General features: G+C 31.8%; 25 protein-coding genes. 20 read left to right on the forward strand and 5 right to left on the reverse strand.

The features are described 5' to 3' along the window. The 4 genes from ACODH8_RS03700 (at position 1) to ACODH8_RS03715 (ending at position 2,904) form a co-directional block, all read left to right on the forward strand. A complete protein-coding gene (locus ACODH8_RS03700) occupies positions 1-993 on the forward strand; it encodes a LacI family DNA-binding transcriptional regulator (RefSeq protein WP_332466607.1) in 993 nt (330 codons plus the stop codon). A gap of 122 nt (positions 994-1,115) precedes the next feature. Further along, positions 1,116-1,652, forward strand: a complete 537-nt coding sequence (locus tag ACODH8_RS03705; protein WP_332466606.1) for a bifunctional transcriptional activator/DNA repair enzyme AdaA — start codon at positions 1,116-1,118, stop codon at positions 1,650-1,652. Between the two features lie 29 nt (positions 1,653-1,681). Then, complete coding sequence (locus ACODH8_RS03710) at positions 1,682-2,287, forward strand: NAD(P)H-dependent oxidoreductase (protein WP_332466605.1); 606 nt, start codon at positions 1,682-1,684, stop codon at positions 2,285-2,287. Between the two features lie 224 nt (positions 2,288-2,511). Further along, positions 2,512-2,904 carry a RidA family protein gene (locus ACODH8_RS03715; RefSeq protein ID WP_332466604.1) on the forward strand — a complete coding sequence of 131 codons (393 nt, stop codon included), beginning with the start codon at positions 2,512-2,514 and terminating at the stop codon, positions 2,902-2,904. 59 nt (positions 2,905-2,963) lie between these two features. Here ACODH8_RS03715 and ACODH8_RS03720 read toward each other — a convergent pair whose 3' ends face one another. Further along, positions 2,964-4,655, reverse strand: a complete 1,692-nt coding sequence (locus tag ACODH8_RS03720) for a sensor histidine kinase (protein ID WP_332466603.1) — start codon at positions 4,653-4,655, stop codon at positions 2,964-2,966. A gap of 3 nt (positions 4,656-4,658) precedes the next feature. Continuing rightward, positions 4,659-6,179, reverse strand: coding sequence for a response regulator transcription factor (locus ACODH8_RS03725; protein ID WP_332466602.1), 1,521 nt, complete (start codon positions 6,177-6,179; stop codon positions 4,659-4,661). Positions 6,180-6,384: 205 nt separating this feature from the next. On the opposite strand from ACODH8_RS03725, the gene ACODH8_RS03730 reads away from it, so the two are divergent. From ACODH8_RS03730 to trxA, 11 genes are all read left to right on the forward strand, one after another. Then, positions 6,385-8,052 (forward strand): extracellular solute-binding protein, encoded by a 1,668-nt coding sequence (locus ACODH8_RS03730; RefSeq protein ID WP_332466601.1) that lies wholly within the window; start codon positions 6,385-6,387, stop codon positions 8,050-8,052. Positions 8,053-8,128: 76 nt separating this feature from the next. Continuing rightward, the gene (locus tag ACODH8_RS03735) at positions 8,129-9,049 is read left to right on the forward strand and encodes an ABC transporter permease (RefSeq protein WP_332466600.1); all 921 of its coding nucleotides are present in this window, start codon (positions 8,129-8,131) and stop codon (positions 9,047-9,049) included. Positions 9,050-9,076: 27 nt separating this feature from the next. Continuing rightward, positions 9,077-9,964, forward strand: coding sequence for a carbohydrate ABC transporter permease (locus ACODH8_RS03740; RefSeq protein ID WP_332466599.1), 888 nt, complete (start codon positions 9,077-9,079; stop codon positions 9,962-9,964). Between the two features lie 6 nt (positions 9,965-9,970). Further along, positions 9,971-10,600 (forward strand): YesL family protein, encoded by a 630-nt coding sequence (locus ACODH8_RS03745; protein ID WP_332466598.1) that lies wholly within the window; start codon positions 9,971-9,973, stop codon positions 10,598-10,600. 15 nt (positions 10,601-10,615) lie between these two features. Further along, a complete protein-coding gene (pulA, locus tag ACODH8_RS03750; protein ID WP_332466597.1) occupies positions 10,616-12,592 on the forward strand; it encodes a type I pullulanase in 1,977 nt (658 codons plus the stop codon). Between the two features lie 370 nt (positions 12,593-12,962). Beyond that, positions 12,963-13,409, forward strand: coding sequence for a GNAT family N-acetyltransferase (locus ACODH8_RS03755; RefSeq protein WP_332466596.1), 447 nt, complete (start codon positions 12,963-12,965; stop codon positions 13,407-13,409). Further along, the gene (locus ACODH8_RS03760) at positions 13,409-14,212 is read left to right on the forward strand and encodes a GNAT family N-acetyltransferase (RefSeq protein WP_332466595.1); all 804 of its coding nucleotides are present in this window, start codon (positions 13,409-13,411) and stop codon (positions 14,210-14,212) included. The genes ACODH8_RS03755 and ACODH8_RS03760 overlap by 1 nt, the downstream gene beginning before the upstream one ends. Positions 14,213-14,321: 109 nt before the next feature. Next, entirely contained in the window at positions 14,322-15,263 is a 942-nt protein-coding gene (locus ACODH8_RS03765; protein ID WP_332466594.1) for an ROK family protein, read from the forward strand. A gap of 90 nt (positions 15,264-15,353) precedes the next feature. Continuing rightward, positions 15,354-15,737: an Rrf2 family transcriptional regulator gene (locus tag ACODH8_RS03770; RefSeq protein ID WP_332466593.1), complete on the forward strand. Its 384-nt coding sequence runs from the start codon at positions 15,354-15,356 to the stop codon at positions 15,735-15,737. 71 nt (positions 15,738-15,808) lie between these two features. Next, complete coding sequence (locus ACODH8_RS03775) at positions 15,809-16,714, forward strand: DMT family transporter (RefSeq protein WP_332466592.1); 906 nt, start codon at positions 15,809-15,811, stop codon at positions 16,712-16,714. 47 nt (positions 16,715-16,761) lie between these two features. Beyond that, positions 16,762-17,073, forward strand: a complete 312-nt coding sequence (gene trxA / locus ACODH8_RS03780; RefSeq protein WP_332466591.1) for a thioredoxin — start codon at positions 16,762-16,764, stop codon at positions 17,071-17,073. 71 nt (positions 17,074-17,144) lie between these two features. Here the strand turns inward: trxA and ACODH8_RS03785 are convergent, their stop codons facing one another. Both ACODH8_RS03785 and ACODH8_RS03790 read right to left on the reverse strand, forming a co-directional pair. Next, a complete protein-coding gene (locus tag ACODH8_RS03785; RefSeq protein WP_332466590.1) occupies positions 17,145-18,923 on the reverse strand; it encodes an ABC transporter ATP-binding protein in 1,779 nt (592 codons plus the stop codon). 16 nt (positions 18,924-18,939) lie between these two features. Next, positions 18,940-20,667: an ABC transporter ATP-binding protein gene (locus ACODH8_RS03790; protein ID WP_332466589.1), complete on the reverse strand. Its 1,728-nt coding sequence runs from the start codon at positions 20,665-20,667 to the stop codon at positions 18,940-18,942. A gap of 109 nt (positions 20,668-20,776) precedes the next feature. Here ACODH8_RS03790 and ACODH8_RS03795 point away from each other — a divergent pair, with 109 nt between their 5' ends. The 5 genes from ACODH8_RS03795 (at position 20,777) to ACODH8_RS03815 (ending at position 25,291) form a co-directional block, all read left to right on the forward strand. Next, positions 20,777-21,562 (forward strand): MerR family transcriptional regulator, encoded by a 786-nt coding sequence (locus ACODH8_RS03795; protein WP_332466588.1) that lies wholly within the window; start codon positions 20,777-20,779, stop codon positions 21,560-21,562. 141 nt (positions 21,563-21,703) lie between these two features. Further along, positions 21,704-22,333, forward strand: coding sequence for a sugar O-acetyltransferase (locus tag ACODH8_RS03800; RefSeq protein ID WP_332466587.1), 630 nt, complete (start codon positions 21,704-21,706; stop codon positions 22,331-22,333). Positions 22,334-22,353: 20 nt separating this feature from the next. Beyond that, positions 22,354-23,493 carry an MFS transporter gene (locus ACODH8_RS03805; protein ID WP_332466586.1) on the forward strand — a complete coding sequence of 380 codons (1,140 nt, stop codon included), beginning with the start codon at positions 22,354-22,356 and terminating at the stop codon, positions 23,491-23,493. Positions 23,494-23,505: 12 nt separating this feature from the next. Then, complete coding sequence (locus tag ACODH8_RS03810) at positions 23,506-23,886, forward strand: VOC family protein (protein ID WP_332466585.1); 381 nt, start codon at positions 23,506-23,508, stop codon at positions 23,884-23,886. A gap of 103 nt (positions 23,887-23,989) precedes the next feature. After that, on the forward strand, positions 23,990-25,291 hold the full coding sequence (locus tag ACODH8_RS03815; protein WP_332466584.1) for an amidohydrolase family protein: 1,302 nt from the start codon (positions 23,990-23,992) through the stop codon (positions 25,289-25,291). Between the two features lie 4 nt (positions 25,292-25,295). Here ACODH8_RS03815 and ACODH8_RS03820 read toward each other — a convergent pair whose 3' ends face one another. Beyond that, on the reverse strand, positions 25,296-25,841 hold the full coding sequence (locus tag ACODH8_RS03820) for a TetR/AcrR family transcriptional regulator (protein ID WP_332466583.1): 546 nt from the start codon (positions 25,839-25,841) through the stop codon (positions 25,296-25,298). Positions 25,842-25,920: the final 79 nt, after the last annotated feature.

Consider the following 25,920-nt stretch of genomic DNA (forward strand, 5'->3'; position numbering starts at 1 on the left):
ATGGCAATCAAACTAACGGATGTAGCAAAAAAAGCAGGGGTTTCTCCCACAACAGTTTCGCGAGTGATTAATAACTATGGCTCTCTTAGTCAAAAAACAATAGATAAAGTCAATTTAGCTATGAAAGAATTGAATTACCAACCTAATTCGTTAGCTAGGTCACTCCAAGGGAAAAAAACAGATTTAATTGGCATGATATTTCCGACGGTGGCTAATCCATTTTACGGAGAGCTAGTCGAAAAGGTGGAAGCTAGATTATTCGATTTAGGGTATAAAACGATTCTTTGTGATAGTGCTGATAACAGTGAAAAAGAACAACAGTATATTAATATGTTATCTGCCAATAAAGTTGATGGCATTATTGCAGGAGCTCATAATTTAGGGATTACTGAATATGAAAATATTGATTTACCAATTGTTTCTTTTGATAGATTTTTAGCCGATGGAATTCCGATTGTAGGAAGTGATAATTTTCAAGGCGGTTACTTGGCAACTGAAAATCTCTATTTACATGGAGGTCGCCAAATAGCTATTTTGACTGGTTCTAATGAATCTAATTCACCAACTAACGAGCGGTTAAATGGGTATAAATCTTTTGTAGAAGGAAAAAATTTAGAAGAAAAAGTATTTAAATTTCCAAGTAAAAATTATTCAACAACTTTAAAAAATATGGAAATTAAACGTATTTTACAAAAGGAAGAAATCGATAGTATTTTTTGTACCGATGATTTTACAGCTCTTCTTGTTTATAATAACTGTCAGGAATTAGGGATTAAAATACCAGAGGACCTAAAAATAATTGGCTATGATGGCACTAAATTTATTCAAACTTATTTTCCTCAATTATCAACAATGGCTCAACCAATTAGTGATTTTGCTGAGTTATTAGTGGATTTATTAATTCAACGAATAGACAATCGCGATGTTACACTAGAAGATCATTACATGCTACCAGTAAAATATATTCAAGGAAAAACAGCCTATCCTAAATAGGTTGTTTTTTTGTAGCTAAAAAGCCAGATAATGATATTTTTTAGTGTCTAATTTTGTTAACATAAGATAAATCACTTTTGAAATAAACAGGTTTATGAATTGATTGAAAAGGAGTGTTGTAAATGATAACGGATGAAGAATGGGCAGCTATTGTCGCTAATGATAAAACATATGATTCTATTTTCCGGTACGCTGTGAAAACAACACGGATTTTTTGTAGACCTTCATGTCCTTCAAGGTTACCTAAAAAAGAAAATATTCACATCTATTATGATTTATTAGCACCTGAAAGAGATGGTTATCGTCCTTGTAAAAGATGCCAACCGACAGATGAAAAAATAGGAAATCTTATCTGGGTGGAGTCTATTAAAACGATTATTGAAGAAAATTATCACCTTGATTTAACTTTAAGCGAATTGGCTAGTTTAGCACGTGGTTCTGAATCTAACTTAAGACATGTTTTTAAAAAAGAAACAGGAATGACACCTCATCAATATCTGATGAGTGTTAGAATGAAAGAGGCTGAGAAAAAATTAATGACAACGAATCAATCGATTAATCAAATTGCACAACATGTAGGTTTACCTAATACCTCTTACTTTATTTCAAAATTTCGTCAAACCTATGGCACTTCACCAAAGCAGTATCGTAAAAAATAAATATCTTATTGTAAAAGGAGATAGTCAAAATGAAAGTATTAATTGTATATGCCCATCCTAGAGAAGAAGGATTAAACAGAGGGATATTAAATATGGCAGTAGAGACTTTAGAAGCAAACAATCATGAAGTGACTGTCCGAGATTTATATAAAATGAATTTTAATCCTGTTCTTCAAGCAGAAGAAACTATTCATATAGAAGAGGGTAAGTTTGTCCGTGATAATATTAATTATCCTGATGATGTCAAAATCGAACAGCAACTTATTTTGGAACATGATTTATTACTTTATATTTTCCCGATTTGGTGGAATAGTTATCCTGCTATATTAAAAGGCTATATTGATCGAGTTTTTGCTCATGGATTTGCTTATAGTTTTGAAGATAAAGAAGCCTTTAAGCGTTTTGAAGGAAAAAAAGCTTTGTTTTTTACAACAACAGGCCAACCTCAAGGAGAAAATGGTGTAGAAACTGGCTTAACAAGAGCTATTAAAACAACGACTTCTAACTGGATGTTTAATGGAAATGGTGTTGAAGTACTAGACCATGTTTTTTATGGCCGTGTACCTTACTTAACTCAAGAAGAACTAGATAATATTATTCTTGATGTAAAATACCGTTTAGAGCAACTAAAATAAACAGGTATGCCCTTTTGTTTACTTATTTAAAGCTTTCTGTTATTGTTTTAAACGAGTAGAGGAGGGAAGATAATCAATGAAAAAACGTGTATTAGGATTTTTATCATTAGGCATTGGTTATTCAACTGCTGTTTTCTTCTAGAATTGTCTAACTTTAGGGTGAGCATAAGCCCGCTCTAAGAAAAGAGACCCAAAAGTTAGACGAAAGAATAGAGGAAAAGAAAATGAAAAAAATTATAAGAAAAAATCCATCAACAATGCCATCACCAGTAGGAGAATATAGCCATGTAACAGTCATTCCAAAGAACAGTACCTTGTACACTTTTTCAGGACAAATAGGAATTGACACACATAATGAGATTCCGGAAAATCACCAGCAACAAGTTGAGAATACATTTGTGAATATTGCTAAGGCTTTAGAGTCAGAAGGTTTAACTCCTGATGATGTGATTAAAGTAAATATTTGGTCAGTTGATGAAATTGATTGGGATCATTTTGATAACGTTTGGAATCAATTTTTTAAAGAAAATCCTTCTATGACAATTGCTTATATTTCAGCTTTAGGTTTACCAGAAATAAAAATAGAGATTGAGATTTTAGCAGCAAAAGTAGATTAAATTAAAAAGAGTATAACCAAAAGACGAGGTTGACTAATTTATTAGCCAATCTCGTCTTTTTAATGATTAATTTTTTTAGGTAGAGTGATAGTAAAGGTTGTACCAACGCCTTTAGTGCTTTCACAGGTAATGGCATCTTCTTTCCCATAATAAAGAAGAATTCGTTGTTGGACATTCCTTAAACCGTAATGCTCACTAGGATGATCAAATAGATTATCCATTGTGTCTTTTGCCATTCCTGCTCCATTATCAGAAATAATGAACTGAAAATCTTTTTCTAAATCAAGAGCTTCGATTTTTAAGAGGCCTTTTCGGTTATCATCTATATGGTCAATTCCATGAAAAATCGCATTTTCAACAAAGGGTTGAATTAAAAGATTAATCATCTGAATTTGTTGAATATCATCTGAGATATTAGTCGTTAAATCAAAAGAATAGTGATGCATTTTCTGTTGAATATTGGCATAAGTAATGGTTAATTCTAATTCTTTTTCAATAGAGATTAGATGCTTGCCACCATTTAAACTTAAGCGGTAATACTGAGATAAAAGTAAAGCCATCTCGCTAATTTCTTCATTCCCTGTCATAATCGCTTTATTGTTGATTAAAGACAATGAATTATAGAAAAAATGAGGGTTTATTTGGCTTTGTAAAGCACGTAATTCATGTTTTTTTTGAGTTATTTCTCCTTCATAGACCTCATCTATTAATGTTTTTATTTGATGAAGCATCTGGTCAAATTGTTTATAAAGTTGGCCGATTTCATCTTCTGATTCGTAGTAATATGTTAGTTCAAAATTACTACTAGGCAAAACTTCCATTTCTTTAGCTAAAGACTCTAAGGGTGAGACAATACTCTTAGAAAGTTGAGAAACAAAGATAGCTAATAGAATAAAAGCTAAAGAAAAAACACCTAGAGCGCTAAGGATAAGTAGAATAAAGCCACGATTAATTTGAGCATAAGGTCTTGAAAAAGAAAGAGACCAATCTGTTTGTTTAATTTTATCTGTATTGGTTAAAGATTTTTTATTAATTAATTGAATACTCTGGGCTAGAAAATCTTGACTGATTTTACTTTTTTCATTAGAGAAAAAATAAACAGGTTTATTATTGTTCCCAAGTATTTCTAAAGTATAAGGGTCGTTTGATAGTTTATCTAAATGCTTAAAGACATTACTTGTATCTAGTCTAAAAACAATTAAATTCAAATCATTACTTTTTTTAGAAAAGAGATGATTGTAAAGATAAAGCTCTTTATTGATTGGATCGTAATAATAAGCTGGTTCAGTAGATGTATTGATATTGAGATGTTCTGTTAAATCTCCTGGCACAATTTTCTTAACATATTCTCCGTGATTATAAAATTCAAGTGATGTATATAAAGTCACACTTAAAACATCAGGATGTTGATAACGAATATTTTTAAACAAGGGAACAATATCATTAGTATAAAAATAGTATTGTTCAAAGTTTGAAGGTTCATTTAAAGAGAGTCCATTGATCAGCTGATTGTTATTCACCAAAAAATTAAGGGCATCTTCGTAAGAAGCTAATTTGACTTCTAATTGATTAACTGCAGCGTTTAGGTTATCAATATTATTTGTTTTTTCTTTTTCAGTGACAAAATAATGAATCAAAACAAAACTAAAGATTGTTAAAACAAGTAAAGGAACTAGAGCTGATACAAGCGCCATGATACTGATTTTTTTTTGAAAGGGGCTGTTTTTTAGATAATTTAGTAGTTTTTTCATAAGCTATCTTTTCAAAGATTTTCTATAGTTATCAGGTGTCATATCAAATCGTTCTCGGAATGTTTTAATGAAGTAGGAATGGTTATTAAACCCAGCTTCCTGACTAATTTCAGTTACTCTTTTATTAGTTGTTCTTAGTAATTCTTTAGCTTGGTTCAGTCTGAATTCCTTAATAAATTTTGATAATCCCATTCCCTCTTCTTTAATGAATAATTCACTTAAATATTTAGGAGTGATATTTATTTCTTCAGCAATTTTATCTAGACTTAGTTCATGTTGATAATGGTTAAAAACATATTCTTTTACTTCCCTAATATAGTCATTTGACTCCTCTTTGATTAAAGCTTCTCGTTGCATCATTTTATCAAAGAGTGGTAAAAAAACAGGATGCAGTTCATTAAAATGATTTGCTTCTAAAATAGAAGTCATCTCCTGCTGCCAGTTACTTAGTTCTAAGTTAGCTGAATCAATTAAGTGTTTGTACAAGGTAGCAAAGAAAAACTTAACGATGCTTGGTGATTCATAGGCAGCTTCTTGAAAATCACGAAATGTTTTTTCTAAGTAATTAAACAAAAGTTGATAATTATTTTTTTGAATTAACTCACTGATTTTTTGAAAATAGGCTATCTCATCAATAGAGTCATTAGTTGGTAGTGGAATAGCTTTATTTTCAATTTGATTGGTATGATAAAATTGTTTTGTAATTCTTTGACTTAAGTCAGTGTAAGAAACACCCAAATCATCTAGTTTTATAAGTGGTTCGCTTAAATAAGTATTAGCTGATAATAAGTGATCTTTAGTTAAGATATGATGGATTTTTTCTTTCTGATAATAAGCGTCCATACCAGAGTTTGCTTTAAGAAAAATAATATATCGTTCCGCAATCGGTGAAATAATTGGGAGCGTTGTTAAAGATTCAAACAAACTGAAGTAGTTAAATTCTGAAAGCTGTTCTTGTTTTTGTAAATCAATAACTAGGAAGTAATTGATTTGTGATTCTAATGAAGAAATAAGTTCCTTTTCAGAATCTAAAAGATGATCAATTACTACACCTTGAAGAAGTTTCGTTAAGATTTCTTTTTCAACAATTCGCTCAAAAAATTCTTCTTGTTTCGATAAAAGTTTATTTTTTTGAATTAACTCTGCTACTTTATCTAACTGTTCATAAAATTCAATTGGATTAATGGGTTTTAATATGTAGTTAACAGCATTTAAAGTCAGAGCATTTTTTACATAATTAAAATCATCAAATCCACTAATAAAAATGATAGGAACATGATTATCTTTTTTTCGAATGGCTTCAGCTAGTTCAATGCCGTTAATAAATGGCATTTTAACATCTGTAATGATAGCGTCGATTTGATTAGCTAGAAAAAGATCAATGCCTTGTTTGCCGTTAGTGGCTTCTAGTATTTCCCAATCAGTTGTATGTTTATTTAATAAGAAGGAGACTAGCTCCCGTTGGTCTAAATGGTCGTCAATAATAAGTACGCGGTACACAACAGCATCCCTTTCTATACGCAAACGTTTGTTTATCGTTCGTCAAACAAATAATATCATAATAAAGAGTCTAATTCTATAATCACATAAAATAGTGCAAACGAGTGCATTAATTATGTAACCGTTTTAAAACAAAAGGGATTTGTTATATAAATCCGTAAAAAGTGATATTTAATGAAAGCGTTTGTCTGATTATAATAAAGAGGAATTAAAAAAAGGAGAGTGTCTTATGAAGTTGAGCAAAAAGTTAGCAGTTAGCCTTACAATGTTAGCGATTCCAATGTTGTTAGTCGGTTGTGGTGGAAAAGATAAAGCAAAAACTAATGAGGATGGCGATATTATTATTAAAATAGGTCGTCAAACTGCACCTAACTCTAAAATACCTGAAGGGGATAGTTACAGTAACAATGCTTATACCCGTTTAATCAAAAAAGAACTTGGTGTCGAACTTGAAAGTGCTTTTGAAGCTAATGGTGATGATTACAATCGTCAAGTATCTTTAGCGATTGCTTCTGGAGATTTACCTGATGTGATGATCGTTGGTTCTAGAGACGAATTACAAGAGATGGTAGATAACGATTTAGTAGAAGATATGACTGATGTGTTTGAAGAACACGCTAGTAAAAATATTAAAGAAGTCTTTGAATCATTTGACAACATTCAATTAGAATCAGCAAGTTTTGATGATCGTCTAATGGCGATTCCTTCAACAAGTTATGATTTTGGTCCAAACATGGTGTGGATGAGACAAGATTGGTTAGATACGTTAGGAATTGAATTAGATAAAGATAAAAACAATGCCATTACATTAGACGAATTAAAATCAACAGCTAAAGCCTTCAAAGAAAAAGATCCAGGTAAAACAGGGAAAACACAAGGATTAGCTCTAGCTTATTGGTTAAGTTCAGGTAATCATGGTGGTTCTGCTTATACAGGAACACCGATTATGAATGCTTTTGGTGCTTATCCTAAATCATATATTGAAGATAAAAATGGCAAAATGATTTACGGATCAAACACAAATGAAATGAAGGAAGCATTAACATACATCAAAGGATTATTTGATGAAGGTTTATTAGATCCTCAATTTGGTACTAGAACGTATGAAGATATTAATGCCATGATGATTAATGGTGAAATTGGTATTATACCTGGACCATGGCATATGCCTGACTGGGGATTAATTCAAGCTAAACAAACTCATCCTGAAGCAGATTTTGTCCCATTTGCAATTGAAAATGAATCTGGTGACGGAAAAATCAATGCTTTATCAACACCAGGAACAGGACAATACATTGTTGTTAAAAAAGGATTTGAACATCCAGAAAAAATTGTTGAGATGGTTAACTTAATTGATGATAAAGTAGCCAACTCAAAAGACATGGAAAAAGAATTCCCAGAAATTTATGAGTATAGCAAGCTTGATGTAGATGGAACAGTTAAACCATTTAACGTTATCTTCATTAAAGCAAACAGTGAAATTGAAGACGCTATGTTAGCTTCTAAAGGAGCTTTAGGTGAAGTACCAATGGAAGATATTTCAAACTTCACGATTAAAGATAATGCAAACAAAATCAAAGCTTATATGGATGATCCAAAAGGAGCAGACCCAGTTGCTTGGACACGTTATGCCTCTCGTTATTTAGCAGAAAATAACGTTATGGGATTAACAAGAGAAAAAGATTTATTAAACGAAGTAACTCCACCTCGTTTTAATAAAGTTGAAGCTAATGAAAAACATGGCGCTCAACTTGGCAAATTAGAAGAAGAAACATTTATTAAATTTATTACAGGTGAGGAATCACTAGATAATTTTGATAGTTATGTGAAGAAATGGAACAAACAAGGTGGAACTGATGTATTAGCAGAAATGCAAAGTATCCTTGATGAGAAGTAACAAGTAAATGTAGATGAAAAGCATTTGATTGAATGAAGTCAAATGCTTTTGTCTATCTTTTAAATGGAGGTAGCAAATGGAAACTGCAGTTAAGCAAGAAAAGAAACGTTTATGGTCTCATAATCAACTATTTTTTATTGGGATGGTTATTCCAGGTATTATTTTTCTACTTATTTTTTCATATGTCCCGATGGTGGGGCTACTAATGGCATTTCAAGATTTTGTTCCAGCTAAAGGTGTGTTTGGTTCAGAATTCGTTGGTTTAGAACACTTTAAATATATTCTAAATTTACCAGATATTTGGCAAGTAACTAAAAACACAGTAGTCATTGCTTTTGGAAAAATGTTTTTCAATACATTAATTCCGATTGCTTTTGCAATTTTACTAAACGAAATTCGTTTAGGCTGGTTAAAAAAATCAATTCAAACAGTTGTTTACTTACCTCACTTTCTTTCGTGGGTTATTTTAGGTTCAGTGGTAGTTAACTTATTTAATTTAGATGGAGCAGTTAACCAAATTTTAAATTCTTTTGGAATGGATAGTATTAACTTTTTAGGAAGTAACTCAGCATTTCCAAAATTATTAGTTGGAACAGAAGTATGGAAAGAATTTGGGTATAATTCGATTATTTTCTTAGCAGCTATTACATCCATTGATCCAACGCTTTATGAAGCAGCGACGATGGACGGGGCTAACTGGTGGCAAAAAGTAAAACATGTCACTTTACCAGGTATGATGCCATTTATTATCTTAATGACAATCCTAGCATTACCAAATATTTTAAATGCCGGTTTTGATCAAGTTTATAACTTGTATTCACCAGTTGTATACCAAAGTGGTGATATTTTAGATACTTATATTTACCGAATTGGTTTAATCGGCCGAGACTATAGTGTGGGTACGGCAGTTGGATTGGTTAAATCAGTTATTGGTTTGATTTTAATTTTAAGTGCTAATAAATTTGCAGAGAAGAAAACAAATCGCGTGATGTTCTAATCGTAAGTGTCTGAAAGGAAGAAACAGATGAAAGAGAAGTTTGGTTTAAGATCATTTATTATTCATTTGATCGTTATATTATTAGGGATTTCATGTTTAATTCCGATGCTAAATGTAGTAGCAATGTCATTAAGTAGTTCCCAAGCTGTTAATGCTAACCAAGTAGGGCTTGTGCCTGTTGGGTTAACTTGGGCAGCCTATGAACGAATTATTGGCGATCAACAATTTTGGCGCTCTTTTGGAATTTCAGTATTCCGAGTGATTGCCTCATTAATTATTAACTTATTTATGATTGTTACAATGGCTTATCCCTTATCAAAATCTGATAAAGTTTTTAAAGGTCGTAGTATTTTCATGAATATCATGATTTTCGCCATGTTATTTAGTGGTGGGATGATTCCAAGTTATTTAGTAGTCAAAAATTTAGGAATGATTAACTCAATCTGGTCATTAATTTTACCAGGAGCAGTCCCAATTGGAAATGTTATCTTAGTAATGAACTTCTTTAGAGGGGTTCCAAAGTCTTTAGAAGAATCAGCTATTATTGATGGAGCGAATCCATGGCAAGTTTTAACACGCATTTATATTCCTATGTCACTACCATCTTTAGCGACAGTATCTTTATTTAGTATTGTTGGAAGTTGGAATGATTTCTTTGGTGGATTAATTTACATGACCAAAACAGAAAATTATCCATTAATGACTTACATTCAATCTCTATCAGTCAATATTGCTGAAACGATTCAAAAATCAAGCAACATGTCAGCTGAACAGTTATCTTCTTTATTAGAAGTATCTGATCGTAACTTAAATGCTGCTAAAATTGTGGTAGCTGTTATTCCATTGTTACTAATTTATCCAATGCTTCAAAAATATTTTGTTAAAGGAATTGTTGTTGGAGCCGTTAAGGAGTAGAAAAAAATGTTTACAAATATATTAAGAGTAGAAGGTCCTGTTTATCGTATTGGTAGTAAGATTTGGTGTTTGCTTGTACTAAACGTTTTAATTGTATTAACCAGTCTTCCAATTGTAACGATTGGCGCATCACTTACTGCAGCCTATACAGTAACAACTAAAATGATTCAGACAGATGAAACAAAAGTAATTACTTATTTTTTTGAAAGCTTTAGAAGCAATTTTAAGAAAAGTCTTTTTTTATGGTTACCTCTTTTAGTGATTAGTTTGATTTTAGGAATTGATTGGCTTTATTTGGTTCAAACTAACCAAGTGAAGAGTTTGATGACTATTGGTGTAGTTGCTTTTTCATTGTTTGCTATTCAATGTTTACAAGTTATTTTTTTCTATTTATCCAGATACGAAATAGAGTTAAAAGAGATGGTGAAAAATACTGTTTTAATAGGCTTACAACAACCTTTTAAAAGCTTGTTATTATTAATAGTAGGATTATCCCCATATACCATAACTTTACTTTCACCCTATCTATTTGTATTTAATATTTATATTAGTTTATTTATTGGCATTAGTTTCAATTTATTTTTAAGAACATTTATTTTGTTAATGATGTTCAATCGTTATGACAAGAAGGATTAAAAGGAGTTTGTTTAAATGAATGATGTTATCTATTTAGGAAAAGATTTAGGTGTAAGCTTTACACCAGAGAAAACAGTGTTTAAAGTTTGGTCACCTGAAGCTTTATCAGCTAAAGTAAATATCTATACAATAGGCAACATAAAAGAGAATACCTTATTAAAATCAATTGACATGACTTTAGTTGAAAATGTCTGGTCAATTGAATTAGCTGAGAATTTAGATGGCTTATTTTATACCTTTGTATTGGAACATGAGAAGTCTGTTTATACTGAAACAAATGATATTTATGCTAAAGCCGTTGGAATTAATGGTAATCGTGGGGCGATTATTGATTTTTCAGAGACAAATCCAACTAATTGGAATTTAGATAAGCCTGTTGCTCAAAAAAGTATAACAGATGCTTATATCTGGGAAGTTCATGTAGCTGATTTTAGTAGTGATGTAGCAAGTGGTGTCTCAGAAAAAAATCGAGGTAAATATCTTGCTTTCACTGAGACTGAAACAACGCTAAACAATGGTGGCGTACATGCAACAGGAGTTAATTACTTAAAAGATTTAGGCGTTAATTACGTCCATTTGTTACCTTCATATGATACTAATAATGATGAATTAGGAACTGCTTATAATTGGGGATATGATCCTAAAAATTATAATGTACCTGAAGGTCGTTATTCAAGTAATCCACATGAACCAAAAGTTAGAATTAAAGAATTCAAACAGATGGTTCAAAGTTTGCACGAGTCAAACATTGGAGTGGTTTTAGATGTTGTCTATAATCACACGGCTATTACTGAAAACTCTTGGTTTAACTTAACTTACCCTAAGTATTATTACCGTCAAGATGAAAAGGGAAATTTTGCTGATGGTTCAGCTTGTGGCAATGAAGTAGCTTCAGATCGTTTAATGGTTCGACAATTTATTGCAGATTCTGTTCTTTATTGGGCACAAGAATATCATTTAGATGGTTTTAGATTTGATTTAATGGGACTACATGACGTGGCAACCATGAATCTAGTGAGACAACAACTAAATGAAAATGGTTTGGAACATGTTATTTTGTACGGAGAACCTTGGGATGCAGGAAGTAATGAAATAAAATTCCCAAATCTTCCGGCTAACAAATCAAATACAGATCAATTTGATGACGGTATTGCTGTTTTTAATGATGATTTCAGAGATGCTGTTAAAGGATATGTCTTTGAAGAAAAAGAAGGTGGATTTGTTCAAGGATGTATCAGTGAAAAAGCAGATGGTCTTCATCCCTATACAGATTCAGCAGATTTAAAAGCAGGGCTTACAGCTAATACTAGAAGAGATTTAGCTGCAGAAACGACTTATGCTAAAAAAGATTGGGCACGAACACCTAAACAAAGTATTAGTTACGTTTCTGCCCATGATAATTTAAGTTTATGGGATAAGCTAGTGTTAAGTACAAAAGAAGTAACAGGTGAAGAAAGTTACCAAAAAGACGATAAGATTATAGCAATGAATCAATTAGCTGCAACCTTATTATTTACAAGCCAAGGTGGTATATTTACTCAAGCAGGAGAAGAGTTTGCTCGTACTAAATTTGGAGATGAAAATTCATTTGTGTCACCAATCGAAATTAACCAGTTAAATTGGCATCAAATAGTAGAGTTCCAAGAGTTAGTGGCGTATTACAAAGGCCTTTGGGAAATTAGAAAAGCTTATCAGCCACTAAGAGATGGTAGTAATCAAACAGCTAATGCGACTTGTTTTGCTGATATGCGAGACAACGTGATAATGTACTCAATTCCTAATTTATTAATGAATAAAGGATATCAAAAGATGGTTGTCATTGTGAATGCTAGCCAAAAAACAGAAGAAATCAACCTCCATGAATATGATGATAAAGTAACGGAGTGGGGTTGTTTAGCTGATAAAGAGAGTGCTTCAGCAACACCTAAATATAAAGTATCTGCTAATAAACTAGTGGTAGAACCTTGTAGTAGTATGATTTTAGTTTATTAAATATGTTACAGGGTGGGTCAAAAGTCGTTTTGCTCTGAGCAACTGGAGCAAAAAGTGAACAATCGAGATTTTTGATTGCTCACTTTTTGTGAAGTTGTCGTAGGAGCAGACTTTTTATCCCCTGACTATTAAAAATAGTTTGTATAATTAAAAGAGAGGCTAATCTAAATGGTTACCTCTCTCTTTTTATAAGTGGATTGAAATATTGACAAAGCTAGAATTACTCTTTAAGATAAAACACAATATTATATGTAAAGAGGATAAAAAAATGAATAACTATTATAAGTGGGGATATACACAGAAAATTATTAAAGAGTGAGTGGGAAGGAGAGGATAAAATAAGAAATTAACATATAAAGGAGACTAAAACATGTTGACATATAAACAAGCAAAAAAAGAGGATTACCATACAATATTAACTATCTGGGAGAAATCCGTAAGGCATACCCATTTCTTTTTAAAGGAGGAGGACATTCTCTTTTATCGAAATGCCATACCTAATCATTTAGATGCAGTTGATTTAAAATTATGGTCCAATGAAGAAACAATAGTAGGATTTAGTGGCTCTAGTGATACGAATCTTGATATGCTATTTTTAGATGATATAGCAATTGGAAAAGGGTATGGAAGTTTTATTTTAAACTGGTTAATCAAAAATGAAGGCATTGAATTAATTGATGTTAATTCTCAAAATAAGACAGCTGAATCGTTTTATTTAGCTCATGGTTTTGAGAAAGTTTCAGAAGATGAACAAGACGGATTTGGTAAACCTTATCCAATCACTCATTTGAAATTAACAAACAGGGAGGCGTTTTAATGTTAGAATTTGTTCCATTCAAAGAAGTAAGCGAGTCAGTCCGAACGGCTATTTGGAATAGTGGTTTTTCTGATTATTTAGTCCCAATTAATATGACGGCTGAAGCTTTAAATAATCGTTTAACGAGCCTCAATTTATCTGAACAAGATTCATTTGTTGTTTTTGAAAATGAAGTCCCTAAAGGCATTACTTTATTTGGCTTTAAAAAGTTAGCTGATAAAAAAATAGCATGGGTAGGCGGTTTAGCAGTAGCTCCTGAATTTAGAAAAGAAGGCATAGGAGTAGCTATGTTAAATTACTGTGAAAAAATTGGAGAGCAATTAGGTATTGATTTACTGACTTTAGAAGTAATTGTTGGCAATGATAAAGCTTTAAACCTTTACCAAAATCAAGGCTATGGAATAGCAAGAAAAGTTAGTTTTTTAAAAGGAGAATTAGGGAATCACCTTCATGGTGAATCTAAATTAACCCTTGAACAAAGTGAATCATTAACAGATGAGTTGGATTTAACTATTCCTTGGCAAAATAGATTATTCCATGGGTATGAGGGATATAAAATTTTTGACGGAGAAAAAGAAATTGGTCAAGTCGTTTGTCAGAAACAAGGAGATGTTTTGTCAATCTTCCAATTAAAACTGCCAAAAGAGATGATAAGTTCTTTTTTAGCAACATGTGCTACTGACTTATCAGTGGGCAAAATTGTAGGTGTTAATTTACTTTCAAGTAGTGAGGAAGTTTATGGGTTGAAAGAGCAGGGCGTATCAGTGGTACTGGACCAATATCAGTTAGAAAAAGCGTTGTAAAATAATTAAAAAGGAAGAGGTTGTTATTGGCTAGTTAGAGCGAGTAACAATTTCTTCTTTTTTTATAAAGTGATATAATCATTATAATGTTTTTTATAGGAGGAGCTATATGTATATTAGTTTTGATATAGGTGGCACTACCATTAAATATGGTGTTGTTAATAACGATGGGGAAATTGTGTTTCAAGATAAAATAAAAACAGAAGATAACAAAGAGAATTTTTTTAATAATATGAAAGAGCTAATTGTCGCTCTACGACAACGCTTTGACATATTGGGAATTGGCATATCTGCCCCTGGTATTATTCGAAAAGATGGGTTAATGATTACAGCAGGGGCAATAAAATCTTTGTACGGAGAGAATATAAAAAAAGAAATAGAAGCCTTTTCTAATTTACCTGTTACTATTGAAAATGATGCCAATGCAGCAGCCATTGCTGAAAAATGGTTAGGGAATGCAAAGGATTTAACTAATTACATCTGTTTAGTTTTAGGAACAGGTGTAGGAGGTTCAATTGTTATAAATAACCAAATCTACTCAGGTTCAAATGGGATGGCAGGAGAATTTGGTTGGACTTTGATTAATGATTTACCTGTTAGTGGTGATATAGAAAGCTCAACTCTTAATAAAAAGTCAGCAGTTGTAAATGGATTGTGTGCTAACTATAACAGACAAAAACGATTACTAGAGCCTAGTGTAAGTCCTATTTATGATGCTCAGCTTATTTTGGACTTAGAAAAACAAGGAGATGTTGTTGCAAAGGATGTATTAACTGATTTTTTTACTAATTTAGCAGTTGGTATTATTAATGTCATGAGTAGCTTTGACCCTGATGCGATTTTAATAGGTGGTGGTATCAGCGCCAATGAGGAATTTAGAAATAGATTACTAGCCATGATCAAAGAAGTAAAAAGCCGTCATCAAAGCATGAACAACTTATCTTCAATAATTGAGACACCAGTCATATTAGCTAAGCTAAAAAACGATGCAGGAATTATTGGAGCTGCTTATCAAATTAAAGAAAAAATAGATAAAAATGATAATCAATAAATTTAATAAAAGTCTTTTGAGTTTTTCAATTGACTTTTAAAATAATTAAGGATATTATTTGTCTGTAATATACGTTAAGGAGGTTTAAAAATGAAATATTCAAAGGCTACAGACTATGCTCTTCATACAATGCTTTTTATGGGGAAACAACAAGCTGATACAAGTGTTAGTGTTATAGAATTAGCTGAAAGCCAAAAAGTATCACCAACATATCTTTCAAAGATATTAACTAAGTTATCAAAAGAAGGATTATTAAAAGGAGCATCAGGTGCTAAAGGTGGTTATACGCTGCCTAGTAATTGGGAGAGTATAACATTTTTAGACATTATTCATGCCATTGAAGGCCGTCAATCTTTATTTGAATGTTATGTTCATGAAGATCCTAACTGTGGTATAAAAAAGATAATGCTATCAGCAGAAGCTTTGATGGAACAAGAACTAAGAAACAAAACATTGGGTGATCTGCTCAAGTAGAGCAGTTCACCCATTATTTATTATTATAATTAAAGATATAAAGTGTCTTTAATAACTTTCAGGAGGGTTATATGATTTTATTTTTTGTTTTATTAGGCATTTTAGCAGGAGCCTTTTTTCCAATCCAAGCAACAATCAATTCTAAACTAGGGCAAGCAGCTAAAAATCCAGTTATTGCTTCATTTGTGGCTTTTTCAGTTGGAAGTCTTGTTTTATTAATTTGCTTAGTGTTATTTGATATGAGTTCTTTATTTAGTTTGGATGTAACGACTAGAACTTACTTATTTTTTGCAGGTCCAATTGCTGGTGTGATATTTAATCTATCTAATATTGTTTTATTCTCTAAAATTGGTGCAACGGTCACTACCATGATGACGATTACAGGTCAAATGGTAATGGGCATCATAATTGATCATTTTGGTTTATTTAATTTAACCGTTCAAAAAGTAAGCTTGTCAAGATTACTTGGTGTCCTTATGATGTTTTTGGCTATTTGGTTATTTCAACAGGCTAAAGGCATTGAGAAAACAAAATTTTCGGTAAAGTGGCTCCTATTAGGATTAATTATCGGAATTTTACCACCTTTACAAAGTGCTTTTAATGGTCAATTGAAAGAGATGACACAGTCTATTTTATTATCAGTATTTATTAGTTTCTTTGTAGGAGCTGTCATACTAGCTTTGATACTACTTATTACAAAAAGAAAAATTGTTATTCCGAAAGTTGATTTACAAGGGAAAAAATTACCTCTTTGGGTTTATCTAGGTGGCTTATTTGGAATTTTTATTGTGGGTGGTAATATCATTGTCATTAAGGAACTTGGTTCTGTTGTGACTACGATTGTTTTCATTTTAGGTCAATTACTTACTGCCGTATTAATTGATCACTTGGGGTTATTTGGTATAACGCGTCGTAAAATAAAAAAATCTCAGGTATTTGCTCTTGTTTTAATTTGTATAGCCTTACTTTTAGTATAAATAAGGTTTGTACGTTAGAAAAATATAAATAAAGGAAGTGACTATAAATGGTTTTAGAAGTAACAGATAAAACGTTTGTCAATGAAATAAAGGGAGGAGTCGCTATTACACAATTTTGGGCGCCTTGGTGTGGTCCATGTAAAATACAGACACCAGTTCTAGAAAGCTTGGAAGAAGTCTATCAAGGAAAAATCAAATTTATTAAAATGAATATAGACGAAAATCCAATTATTAGTAACCAGTATGGTATTATGAGCATTCCTAATATGCAAATTTTTAAGGATGGAGAAGTAGTCGATAACTTTATTGGTTTTCATCAAAAACATCAAGTAGAAGAAATATTGAATCGTCATATTTAAAAAAGTAGGCTGACCTAATAATAAGTCAGCCTACCTTTTCTATTCAAACAATGTTTATAGTTTAAGCTTTTTTAATCACTAAATTGGCTTTGATGTAAAGTAGCATACAAGCCGTTTTGTTTCAGAAGTTCTTGATGATTTCCTTGCTCAACAATATCTCCTGAATCCATGACTAAAATTAAATCAGCTTTTTCAATAGTTGATAAACGATGAGCAATAACAAAACTAGTTCTTCCATTAATTACAGTACTCATAGCTTCTTGAATTTCAGCTTCTGTCCGAGTATCTACACTAGACGTTGCTTCGTCTAAGATAACGACTGGTGGATTAGCAAGAATGACTCGAGCAATGGTTAATAATTGTTGCTGTCCTTGGGATAAGGCGCCATTTTCACTAGAAATAATAGTGTCATAGCCATGCGGGAGCGTACGAATAAAATGATCACACTTAGCTAATTTAGCAGCCTGAATGATATCTTCACGAGTGGCATCTGGTTTTCCATAAGCTAAGTTATCTGCGACGCTTCCTTCAAAGAGCCAAGTATTTTGTAGGACCATTCCAAACATAGAACGCAATTCTTTCCGTGATAGCTCTGTGATATCAATATTATCATAAGTAATTTGACCACTATTGATTTCATAAAAGCGCATGAGTAGGTTAACTAAAGTTGTTTTACCAGCACCAGTTGGTCCGACAATAGCGACCATTTGATTAGGATTAGCAGTAAAGTTAACATCAGTCATTAGTAGCTTGCTATCATCATACCCAAACTGAACATGCTTAAAAGAGATAGTTCCCTCTGTTTGAGTTAAGTGTTTTGCTTTAGTCGTATCAGGTATTTCTTCAGGTTGTTCTAAAATCATTGAAACACGGTCTAAAGAAGCCATGGCACTTTGAATAGCATTAATGACATATGAAAAATTAGTGATAGGTTCAGAAATTTGGTTAACATATTGTAAATAAGCTTGAATGATACCAATCGTCATTACTCCTTGAACCACTAAGCCTGCTCCGATAATCGCACTTAAAATAAAAGCTAGCTGGTTTAAAAAACGAATAGCAGGGTAAATAGCGAAATCAAAGAATTGGGCATTCTGAAAAGCTTCTGCATGTTTTGAATTAGATTTATCAATAATGTTGCTGATAGAAGCTTGTTGGTTAAATGTTTTTATTTCAAGGTTACCTGAGAAAAATTCCTCTACTTGATTATTTAGTAAACCAAGTTCTTCTTGGTTTTTATCAGAAAGTTTTTTATTTTTACTCGCTACCCAACTAGTTACAAGTGTTGAACCAATAATTAAGATTAAAACAACGCCAGTTAGTTTAGTATTAATGTAAAAGAGCATAGTAATACCTAAAACGATTGTTACAATAGAAGAGAACAACTGATTAACACCAGTTAATAGCACTTCAGCAATTCGGTTAATATCATTAGTGGTTCGACTTAAAATGTCTCCTACTTGATGAGTATCAAAGAAAGACATCGGCAAAACTTTGAATTTTTTTGTGATTTCCATTCTTAAACGAAGTGTCACTTTTTCGCTTAATGAAGCCATCATCCTCTCTTGAATAAAAGAAAATAGCCCACTTAGAGAACCAATTATGAGTAAAAGAATAACAGGTAATAAAACTAATTCATTAATCGTTCCAAAAGAAAGTGTATAGTCTGTGCTATTTTTTATGGCAACTAATAAGCGGTCAATAGCGATCCCCATAATAAAAGGCATAGCGACTATAAGTGTGTTACTGATTAAACTACAAAGTGCTAATAGGTAAAAATATTTTTTCTCCGGGTGTATAAATTGTAAAAATCGTTTAAAACTTGAAGTTTTCTTTGTATTTGTTAACATAAAATCACCTTTCTAACTACCATTTTATTCCTTGAGAAATGGCAAACTCTTGATACGTTTTGTTCGTTTGAAGTAACTCACTATGAGTACCTTGACCAACAATTTTTCCTTCATCTAAAACAATAATGGAATCAGCATCTTTAATAGTACTTAAACGTTGAGCCACAATTAAAAAAGTAGCTTCAGTCATATTGTCTTTTAATGAACGTCGTAGTAAAGCATCTGTTTGATAATCTAAGGCAGAGAAACTGTCATCAAAAATATATAAATCAGCTGGTTTAACTAAAGCTCGTGCAATGCTTAGTCGCTGTCTTTGTCCACCAGAAAAATTAGTTCCACTTTGTGCAACAAATGACTTATACCCCTGTTCTTGATTAGCTATGAAGTTTTCAGCTTGAGCTATTTTAGAAGCTTTCTTTATTTGCGTGTCAGTAGCTTGTGGAAAGCCGAAGCGGATATTTTCAGCAATTGTTCCACTAAATAGAAAGGCTTTTTGTGGTACATAACTAATTTTGTCTCTAAGTTCTTGTTGGCTGATAGAGCGAATATCGTGATTATCAAACATAATATTGCCGTTTTGAATCGAGGTTAAATGGAGTAACACTTTAGCTACTGTACTTTTACCAGAGCCAGTTCCACCAACAATAGCTGTTGTTTTTCCTCTTAATATATTGAAATGAAGATCCTCTAAAACTGGTTCAGCACCGTTATAAGCAAAAGTAACGTGATTGAAAGAAACTAGAGAATCATTTTTTAACTCCTGTACTTGTTTAGTTGGAATAAGATTGTAATCAGAAATTTCAGGTTCTGTATTCAGAACAGCATTAATTCGTTTTAAGGAAGCTAAAGAACGTGGTAATGTAACAATCACCATTGCTGCTAGAATTAAATAACCTAATGTTTGAATCGAGTACTCGACAACGGCAGTAACAATACCGATTTGAATGTCTCCACTACCTACTAATAGGCTTCCTATCCAAATGATAAAAGCAAAGACAAGTCCCATAATGAGATAAGCGACAGGTGTTAAATAGGCAAAAATTTTGTTAACTTTAATCATGCTACTCGCGTAATCTGTAAAACGCTCATTTGTTTTATGCTCTTCAACTTCTTGATTATCAAAAGCTCTAATCATATTAATACCATTAAAAAATTCTCTTAATTTCACCATCATACTATCTAGACGAACTTGAATAGTTGAAGATAAAGGAAGTCCTTTTTTTAGAAGGGCATAAACGACGATAAGGTAGATAACGATAGCAATTAATGGAATCACTGCAAGTTTTGGTGAGTTGATAAAAGTCATCGCTACAGCAAAAAAACAAATAATGGGAGCTGGTAAAATAAGTTGGATGACCATAACTAGCGAGCGTTGAACATTTGTTACATCATTCATCATACGTGTTAGAAGACTCGAAATACTGTAACTTTCAATATCTTGAATGGATAACTCTTGAACTTTTTTGAAAAAAGCTTTTCTTGTTTCATATCCATAAATGGCTGCCATTTTAGCAGATAAAAAACTTCCATAAATAGCAGCAGCTCCTCCAATGAGAGCTACTAAAAACATTTTGAAACCAATTTGATAGATCAGATCTTTATTACCTGAAGCAATACCCTCATCTATTAGTTGCGCCACTAAAAAAGGAACAGCAAGAGTTCCTAAAATTTGGATGGCTAGCATTAAAAAGGTGATTAAACTCAATCTTTTATTTTGTTTAAAAAAATTTAATATGTCGTTCATTGTTAATTCCTCGTTTTCTTTTTAAAGTTTGCAAAAGTAATTCTATACCTTCAAGTTACTTGAAGGTCAATAGAAAATTAGATATACTTCTAAAAAAGGAGGTCATTAAATGGAAGATATACCCTATACGATTGGTGAAATCTCTAAATTATTTAATGTCCCAGCTTCTAAAATTCGTTATTGGGAAGAAAGAGAAATATTCCAACCTAAAAGAAATAGTGAAAATGACTATCGTTTATTTAACCTACAAGCAACTGTTGAGTTATTAGATGTCATTTTTTATCGTAATTTAAATGTGCCTTTAAAGAAGATGAAACACTTAAACCGATTAAATCCAGAAGCTATTTATAATATTTTAAAAGATACTGAAACAGATGTTGAAAACGAGTTAATAGCTCTTCAACAAAAATTAAAGGGGATTGCATCAAGGAAAGAGCAATTAGAGACTCTATTTTCTTTAAAAGAACAAACTTATCAACAAGAAAAAATCGACATTGAAAAAATTGTTGAAGTTGATATGGAAGATAAAGAAGATATTAAAATCCAGCTAGAATTTTTGAGTAATTTTATTCTTTATAAAGAGGATATGTCTGCAGAAGAATATAAAATTGGAATTGCCGTACCTAAAAATTATAGTCATCATAAAGAAGTGTATTGGTCACATGAAGATAAAGAAGATAAAATTTATTACACGTGTTTGTTAGAATCTAATTCGGAAGATTTGAATGATAGTAATTTAGCTGATCATGAGAAGGGGTTAAAAGAGTTAGGTTTTAAGGTGAATCGCGTGATAGCTTCCTATTTGGCCACTGCGTCAGAAGATGATAAAAATTCAATTGATTATTATAAAGCTTGGTTAGAAGTTGAAGAGATAATGACAGAATCTTATCAGTAACTAATAGAATTAGAGAAGAAGTTGATACAAACATATCAACTTCTTCTTTTTAGGCTAGATTTCAAGGTGAATCGTTGACTTATATCCGCTCAATGAATAAACTGAGTTCACTAAATTGAATAATCTTTAGAGGTGAAGAAAATGGATATGAGAAAAAGAATGAGTTCAGGAGAATTATTTTTAGATAATTGTCAAAATATAGATAAAGAAAGAACACAAGCGAAAGTATTAGTGGTTGAATTAAATCAGTTGGATCCAAGTTTAATTGAAGAAAAACAACAACTTATACATAAACTACTTGGTAAAAAAACAAATGCATTTATTGAAACGCCTTTTCATATTACCTATGGAACGAATACTACTTTCGGGGAAAATTGTTACGTGAATTATAATTGTAATTTCATTGATGATGGCCAAATTAAAATTGGTAACCAAGTTCTTATTGGGGCTAATGTAACTATTATTACTGTAGGGCATCCTATCAATCCTAATTATAGACAATTTATGTTTACTGAAGAGGTTGTCTTAAAAGATAATTGTTGGATTGGCGCGGGCGTTATTATTAATTCAGGAGTGACTATTGGTGAAAATTCGGTGATTGGTTCAGGAAGTGTTGTCACAAAAGATATCCCAGATAATTGTATTGCAGTCGGAAATCCGTGTCGTGTTTTAAGAGAAATAACAGCAGAAGACATGGCTTATTACCGTCCAGGTAAAAAAATAGATGATGAAGAGCTTAAAGAAGTGACACGTGTCAATCAAACAACTTAAAAAGTAGGGAAGAGTGAGTGATGAAAAAGAAAATAAGTATTCTCTCTTTATCTTTGGTAACAGGGATAGCAACTATCATTACAACGATTATTCCCTTGCTAGTATCAGCTTTTCCGAATAAAGGGATAACAAGTATAGAATCATTAGTAACAGTTTCTAGTCTGAGTGCGTTAGTGACAATTCTACTTAATGAGCGAATCAGTGAAATAATAGGCATCAAAAAAACTATTTTATGTGGTTTGTTATTGAGTGCCATAATGGGAACTATTCCATTTTTTATAGAGAGTTATTCACTCATCTACTTATCAAGAATTATATTAGGATTTGGAATTGGCCTTTATTCACCTCATGCCATTGCATTGATTTCGTTATTTTTTACAGGTGATGAACGGAATCATTTACTGGGGATGCAAATGGGAATTGGTGCATTAGGAAATGCCGTGTTATTGTTCTGCTCGGGTTGGTTGGCTAAAATAAGTTGGCAGCATACGTTTTTAATTTACCTTGTAACGTTAATTATTTTTGCTTTTATTTTTTTCTATGTGCCGGAAATTACTAAAGATAAGTCAGAACAACAAAAAAGTAGTAAGCTAGATGGAACTATAAAAAGATATTTAGCTTTATGCTTTGTTACCTTCGTTATCATTTGGGGAGTACAATTAAAAATCCCTTCTTACTTGGTTTTTAGAGAAATTTCTTCTACTGCTAAAGCAGGTCTTACTTTAAGCCTAATGAATGTGGCTGGAATGTTAGCTGGATTTAGTTTTGGTATGTTTTATAAGAAAGTTTCTCTATGGCTATTGCCTATTGGTTTTTTAGGTGCAGCCATTAGTGTGGTGGGGATGCTACTAGCTAAAACAGAAGGTCTCATTTTAATTTGGGCAATCTTATTTAATTTTATTTATTCTTTTACAGGACCTACTATTGTCTTAAAAGTGAATGAAATAGCCCAAAAATCTCAACTCACAAAAGTTAATGCCTATATTATGCTGAGCACTATTTTAAGTTCTTACGCGTCTCCATTTATATGGAATGGTTTATCTAGTTTTTTTGCCAAGGACAATCAAATTTTATTTTCCTTATGGTTAATGGGAGGTACATTAGCGATAATTAGTGTCTTTTTATTCATCTATATTAAAAAAACAAAAAATCACTGTTAAGGAGAAATAATCATGCATATTAATCACATAGCTATTTTAGTTAAAGATTTAGAAAAAATGAAAGATTTTTATCAAGAGCTTTTTGAAGTTGAGGTAAGTGAGTTGTATCATAATAAAAAAACACAATTTCAATCGTATTTTTTAAGTTTTAAATCAGGAGCAAGAATTGAATTAACTCATAAACCTTTTATCTCAAGTAGAAATTTTGATGATATGGGATATACACATTTAGCAATATCAGTCGGAACATCAGAAGATGTTAATAAATTTGCTGAGAAGTTTGTGTCAGCTAAATATCCGTTATTAAGTGGTCCTAGAACAACAGGAGATGGTTATTATGAAGCAGTTGTTCAAGATCCAGAAGGTAATTTAATTGAGTTAACAACAGACTAGTTTTGAGAAAAGTAAACAAAATTAATTTTTTGTTTATTTTTTTTTCGATTCAAACTCTCTATAATAAGTGAAACTGATACAAAGGAAAGTAGAGGGGAAATAGATGAATAAAACAGCTCTTGTTAACGTTAGATTGGTTAGTTTGAAAGAAGGAACATATAAAAACGTAAATATTATTATAAATCAAAAAGGATTTATTGAATCAATTGATTCAAATGAATTAATTGATGAGACCTATAATAGAATAGATGGAAATGACTGTTATGTTTTACCTGGTTTGATTAATGCTCATGCTCATTTATTCTCTTCAGGAAAGCCGCATAACTTTAATGCTTCTCCTAAAATATTGAATAAAATTTATTGGTTAGCTCAAACAACTTTAGGGAAAAAAATATTAAGAAAAATCATGAGAAAAAATGCCAAAATTGAGCTAGACTCTGGTGTGACAACTATTAGAAGCGTAGGGGAGTTTTTTTATCAAGATGTCAAACTTAGAGATGAATTAAAAGAAGTAAGAGGAAGTGGGCCGAATTTACTTGTATCTGGTTTCTTCTTAAGTGTGACTGATGGGCACGGGGCACCTTATTTAGCTCTTGAAAGTGATTCACCTTGGGAAGCACGTAAAAGTGTGAGAAAGAATGCTAAACAAGACGTAGATTGGATAAAAATTTGTGTGACAGGTGGCGTAACAGATGCTAAAAGAATAGGAGAAGCTGGTGCCCTTCAGTTCACGTTAGAAGAAGTTGAGGCAATTTGTGATGAAGCACATAAAAATGGCACCATGGTATCTGCTCATGTTGAAAGTAGCGAAGGTGTGAGAATAGCCCTAAAAGCTGGTGTAGATACCATAGAACATGGAGCTGAATTAGATGAAGAAATGATTCACCTATTTAAATACAATCCGAAATCTTTAAGAGGATACAGCGCTTTGATTCCGACTTTTTCAGCAGCTATACCATCAGAGTTTTTTAGTCAAAGTGAGCTGAATCAAAAAGATGTCACTATTATTAATGGGAAAATGGTGTATCAAGAGATGGTGACTTGTTTTCAGCAAGCCATTGAACATGATTTAATGATAGGAGTTGGAAATGACGCCTCTATGCCTTATGTGACTCATTATGATTTTTGGAGAGAGATTATGTACTTTGTAAAATTAGGAAAAATATCTCCAATTAAAGCAATTGAAATGGCAACTAAAAAAAATGCTGAAATCTTAGGATTAGGCCACCTTTACGGAACCGTTGAAGTAGGTAAAGTAGCAGATTTGATTTTATTAAAAGAGAATCCTGCCGAGAATATTAGAGATTTAGAACATGTTGATAAAGTAATAAAAGCTGGGATTCTTATTGATAAAAAGCCAATAAAAAAAGATGAACACCTTGAAACATTACTAAATCAAATTTAGTTGATTATTTTAATATTAAAAACATGTTAACCATTTCTTTGATGAAAGCTGTATTTTGATCAATAGTTATTTTGTTTTTACTTTTAATAGAATTTTCTAAGTAGGTTAGGGCAATGGAACAAAACATATCCAATGCAAAAGTTGAATCAATTTGCCATTTTTGGTCAATGAGTTCTTTTTCGTAGTAAAGCATGTAATTTTGTTTAAAAACTAATCTGAGATTTTTTCTAAGATTAACAGAAGATTCCTCAATTGGAATTAATTGAATAAACTTTTCATGATTGATTTGATTAATAAGTTGTTTTAAACTATCTTCTAAATTAGCCATAGTTAAAAACTCTTTAAGTGCCATATCTACAGTGTCACAGATTTTCTGATTTTCTTGTTCGAGTATGTCATATTTGTCTTTAAAAAGTTTATAGAATGTTGAACGACTAATACTAGCTTGGTGACATATATCATTAATAGTAATTTTTTTAAAATCAGTAGTCTCTAGTAATTGATAAAGAGCATTTATGATAGCGTAATAACTAACAGGATGAGATTGCATTATGTGGTTTCCTCCTACTTCAGATGAATGAACTCATCATATCAAAGAAATAAAAAAAAGACTCGAAAAAACAACCATA

Origin of the sequence: Vagococcus fluvialis (assembly GCF_048815235.1) — a bacterium.
In the GTDB taxonomy this organism is placed as follows: domain Bacteria; phylum Bacillota; class Bacilli; order Lactobacillales; family Vagococcaceae; genus Vagococcus.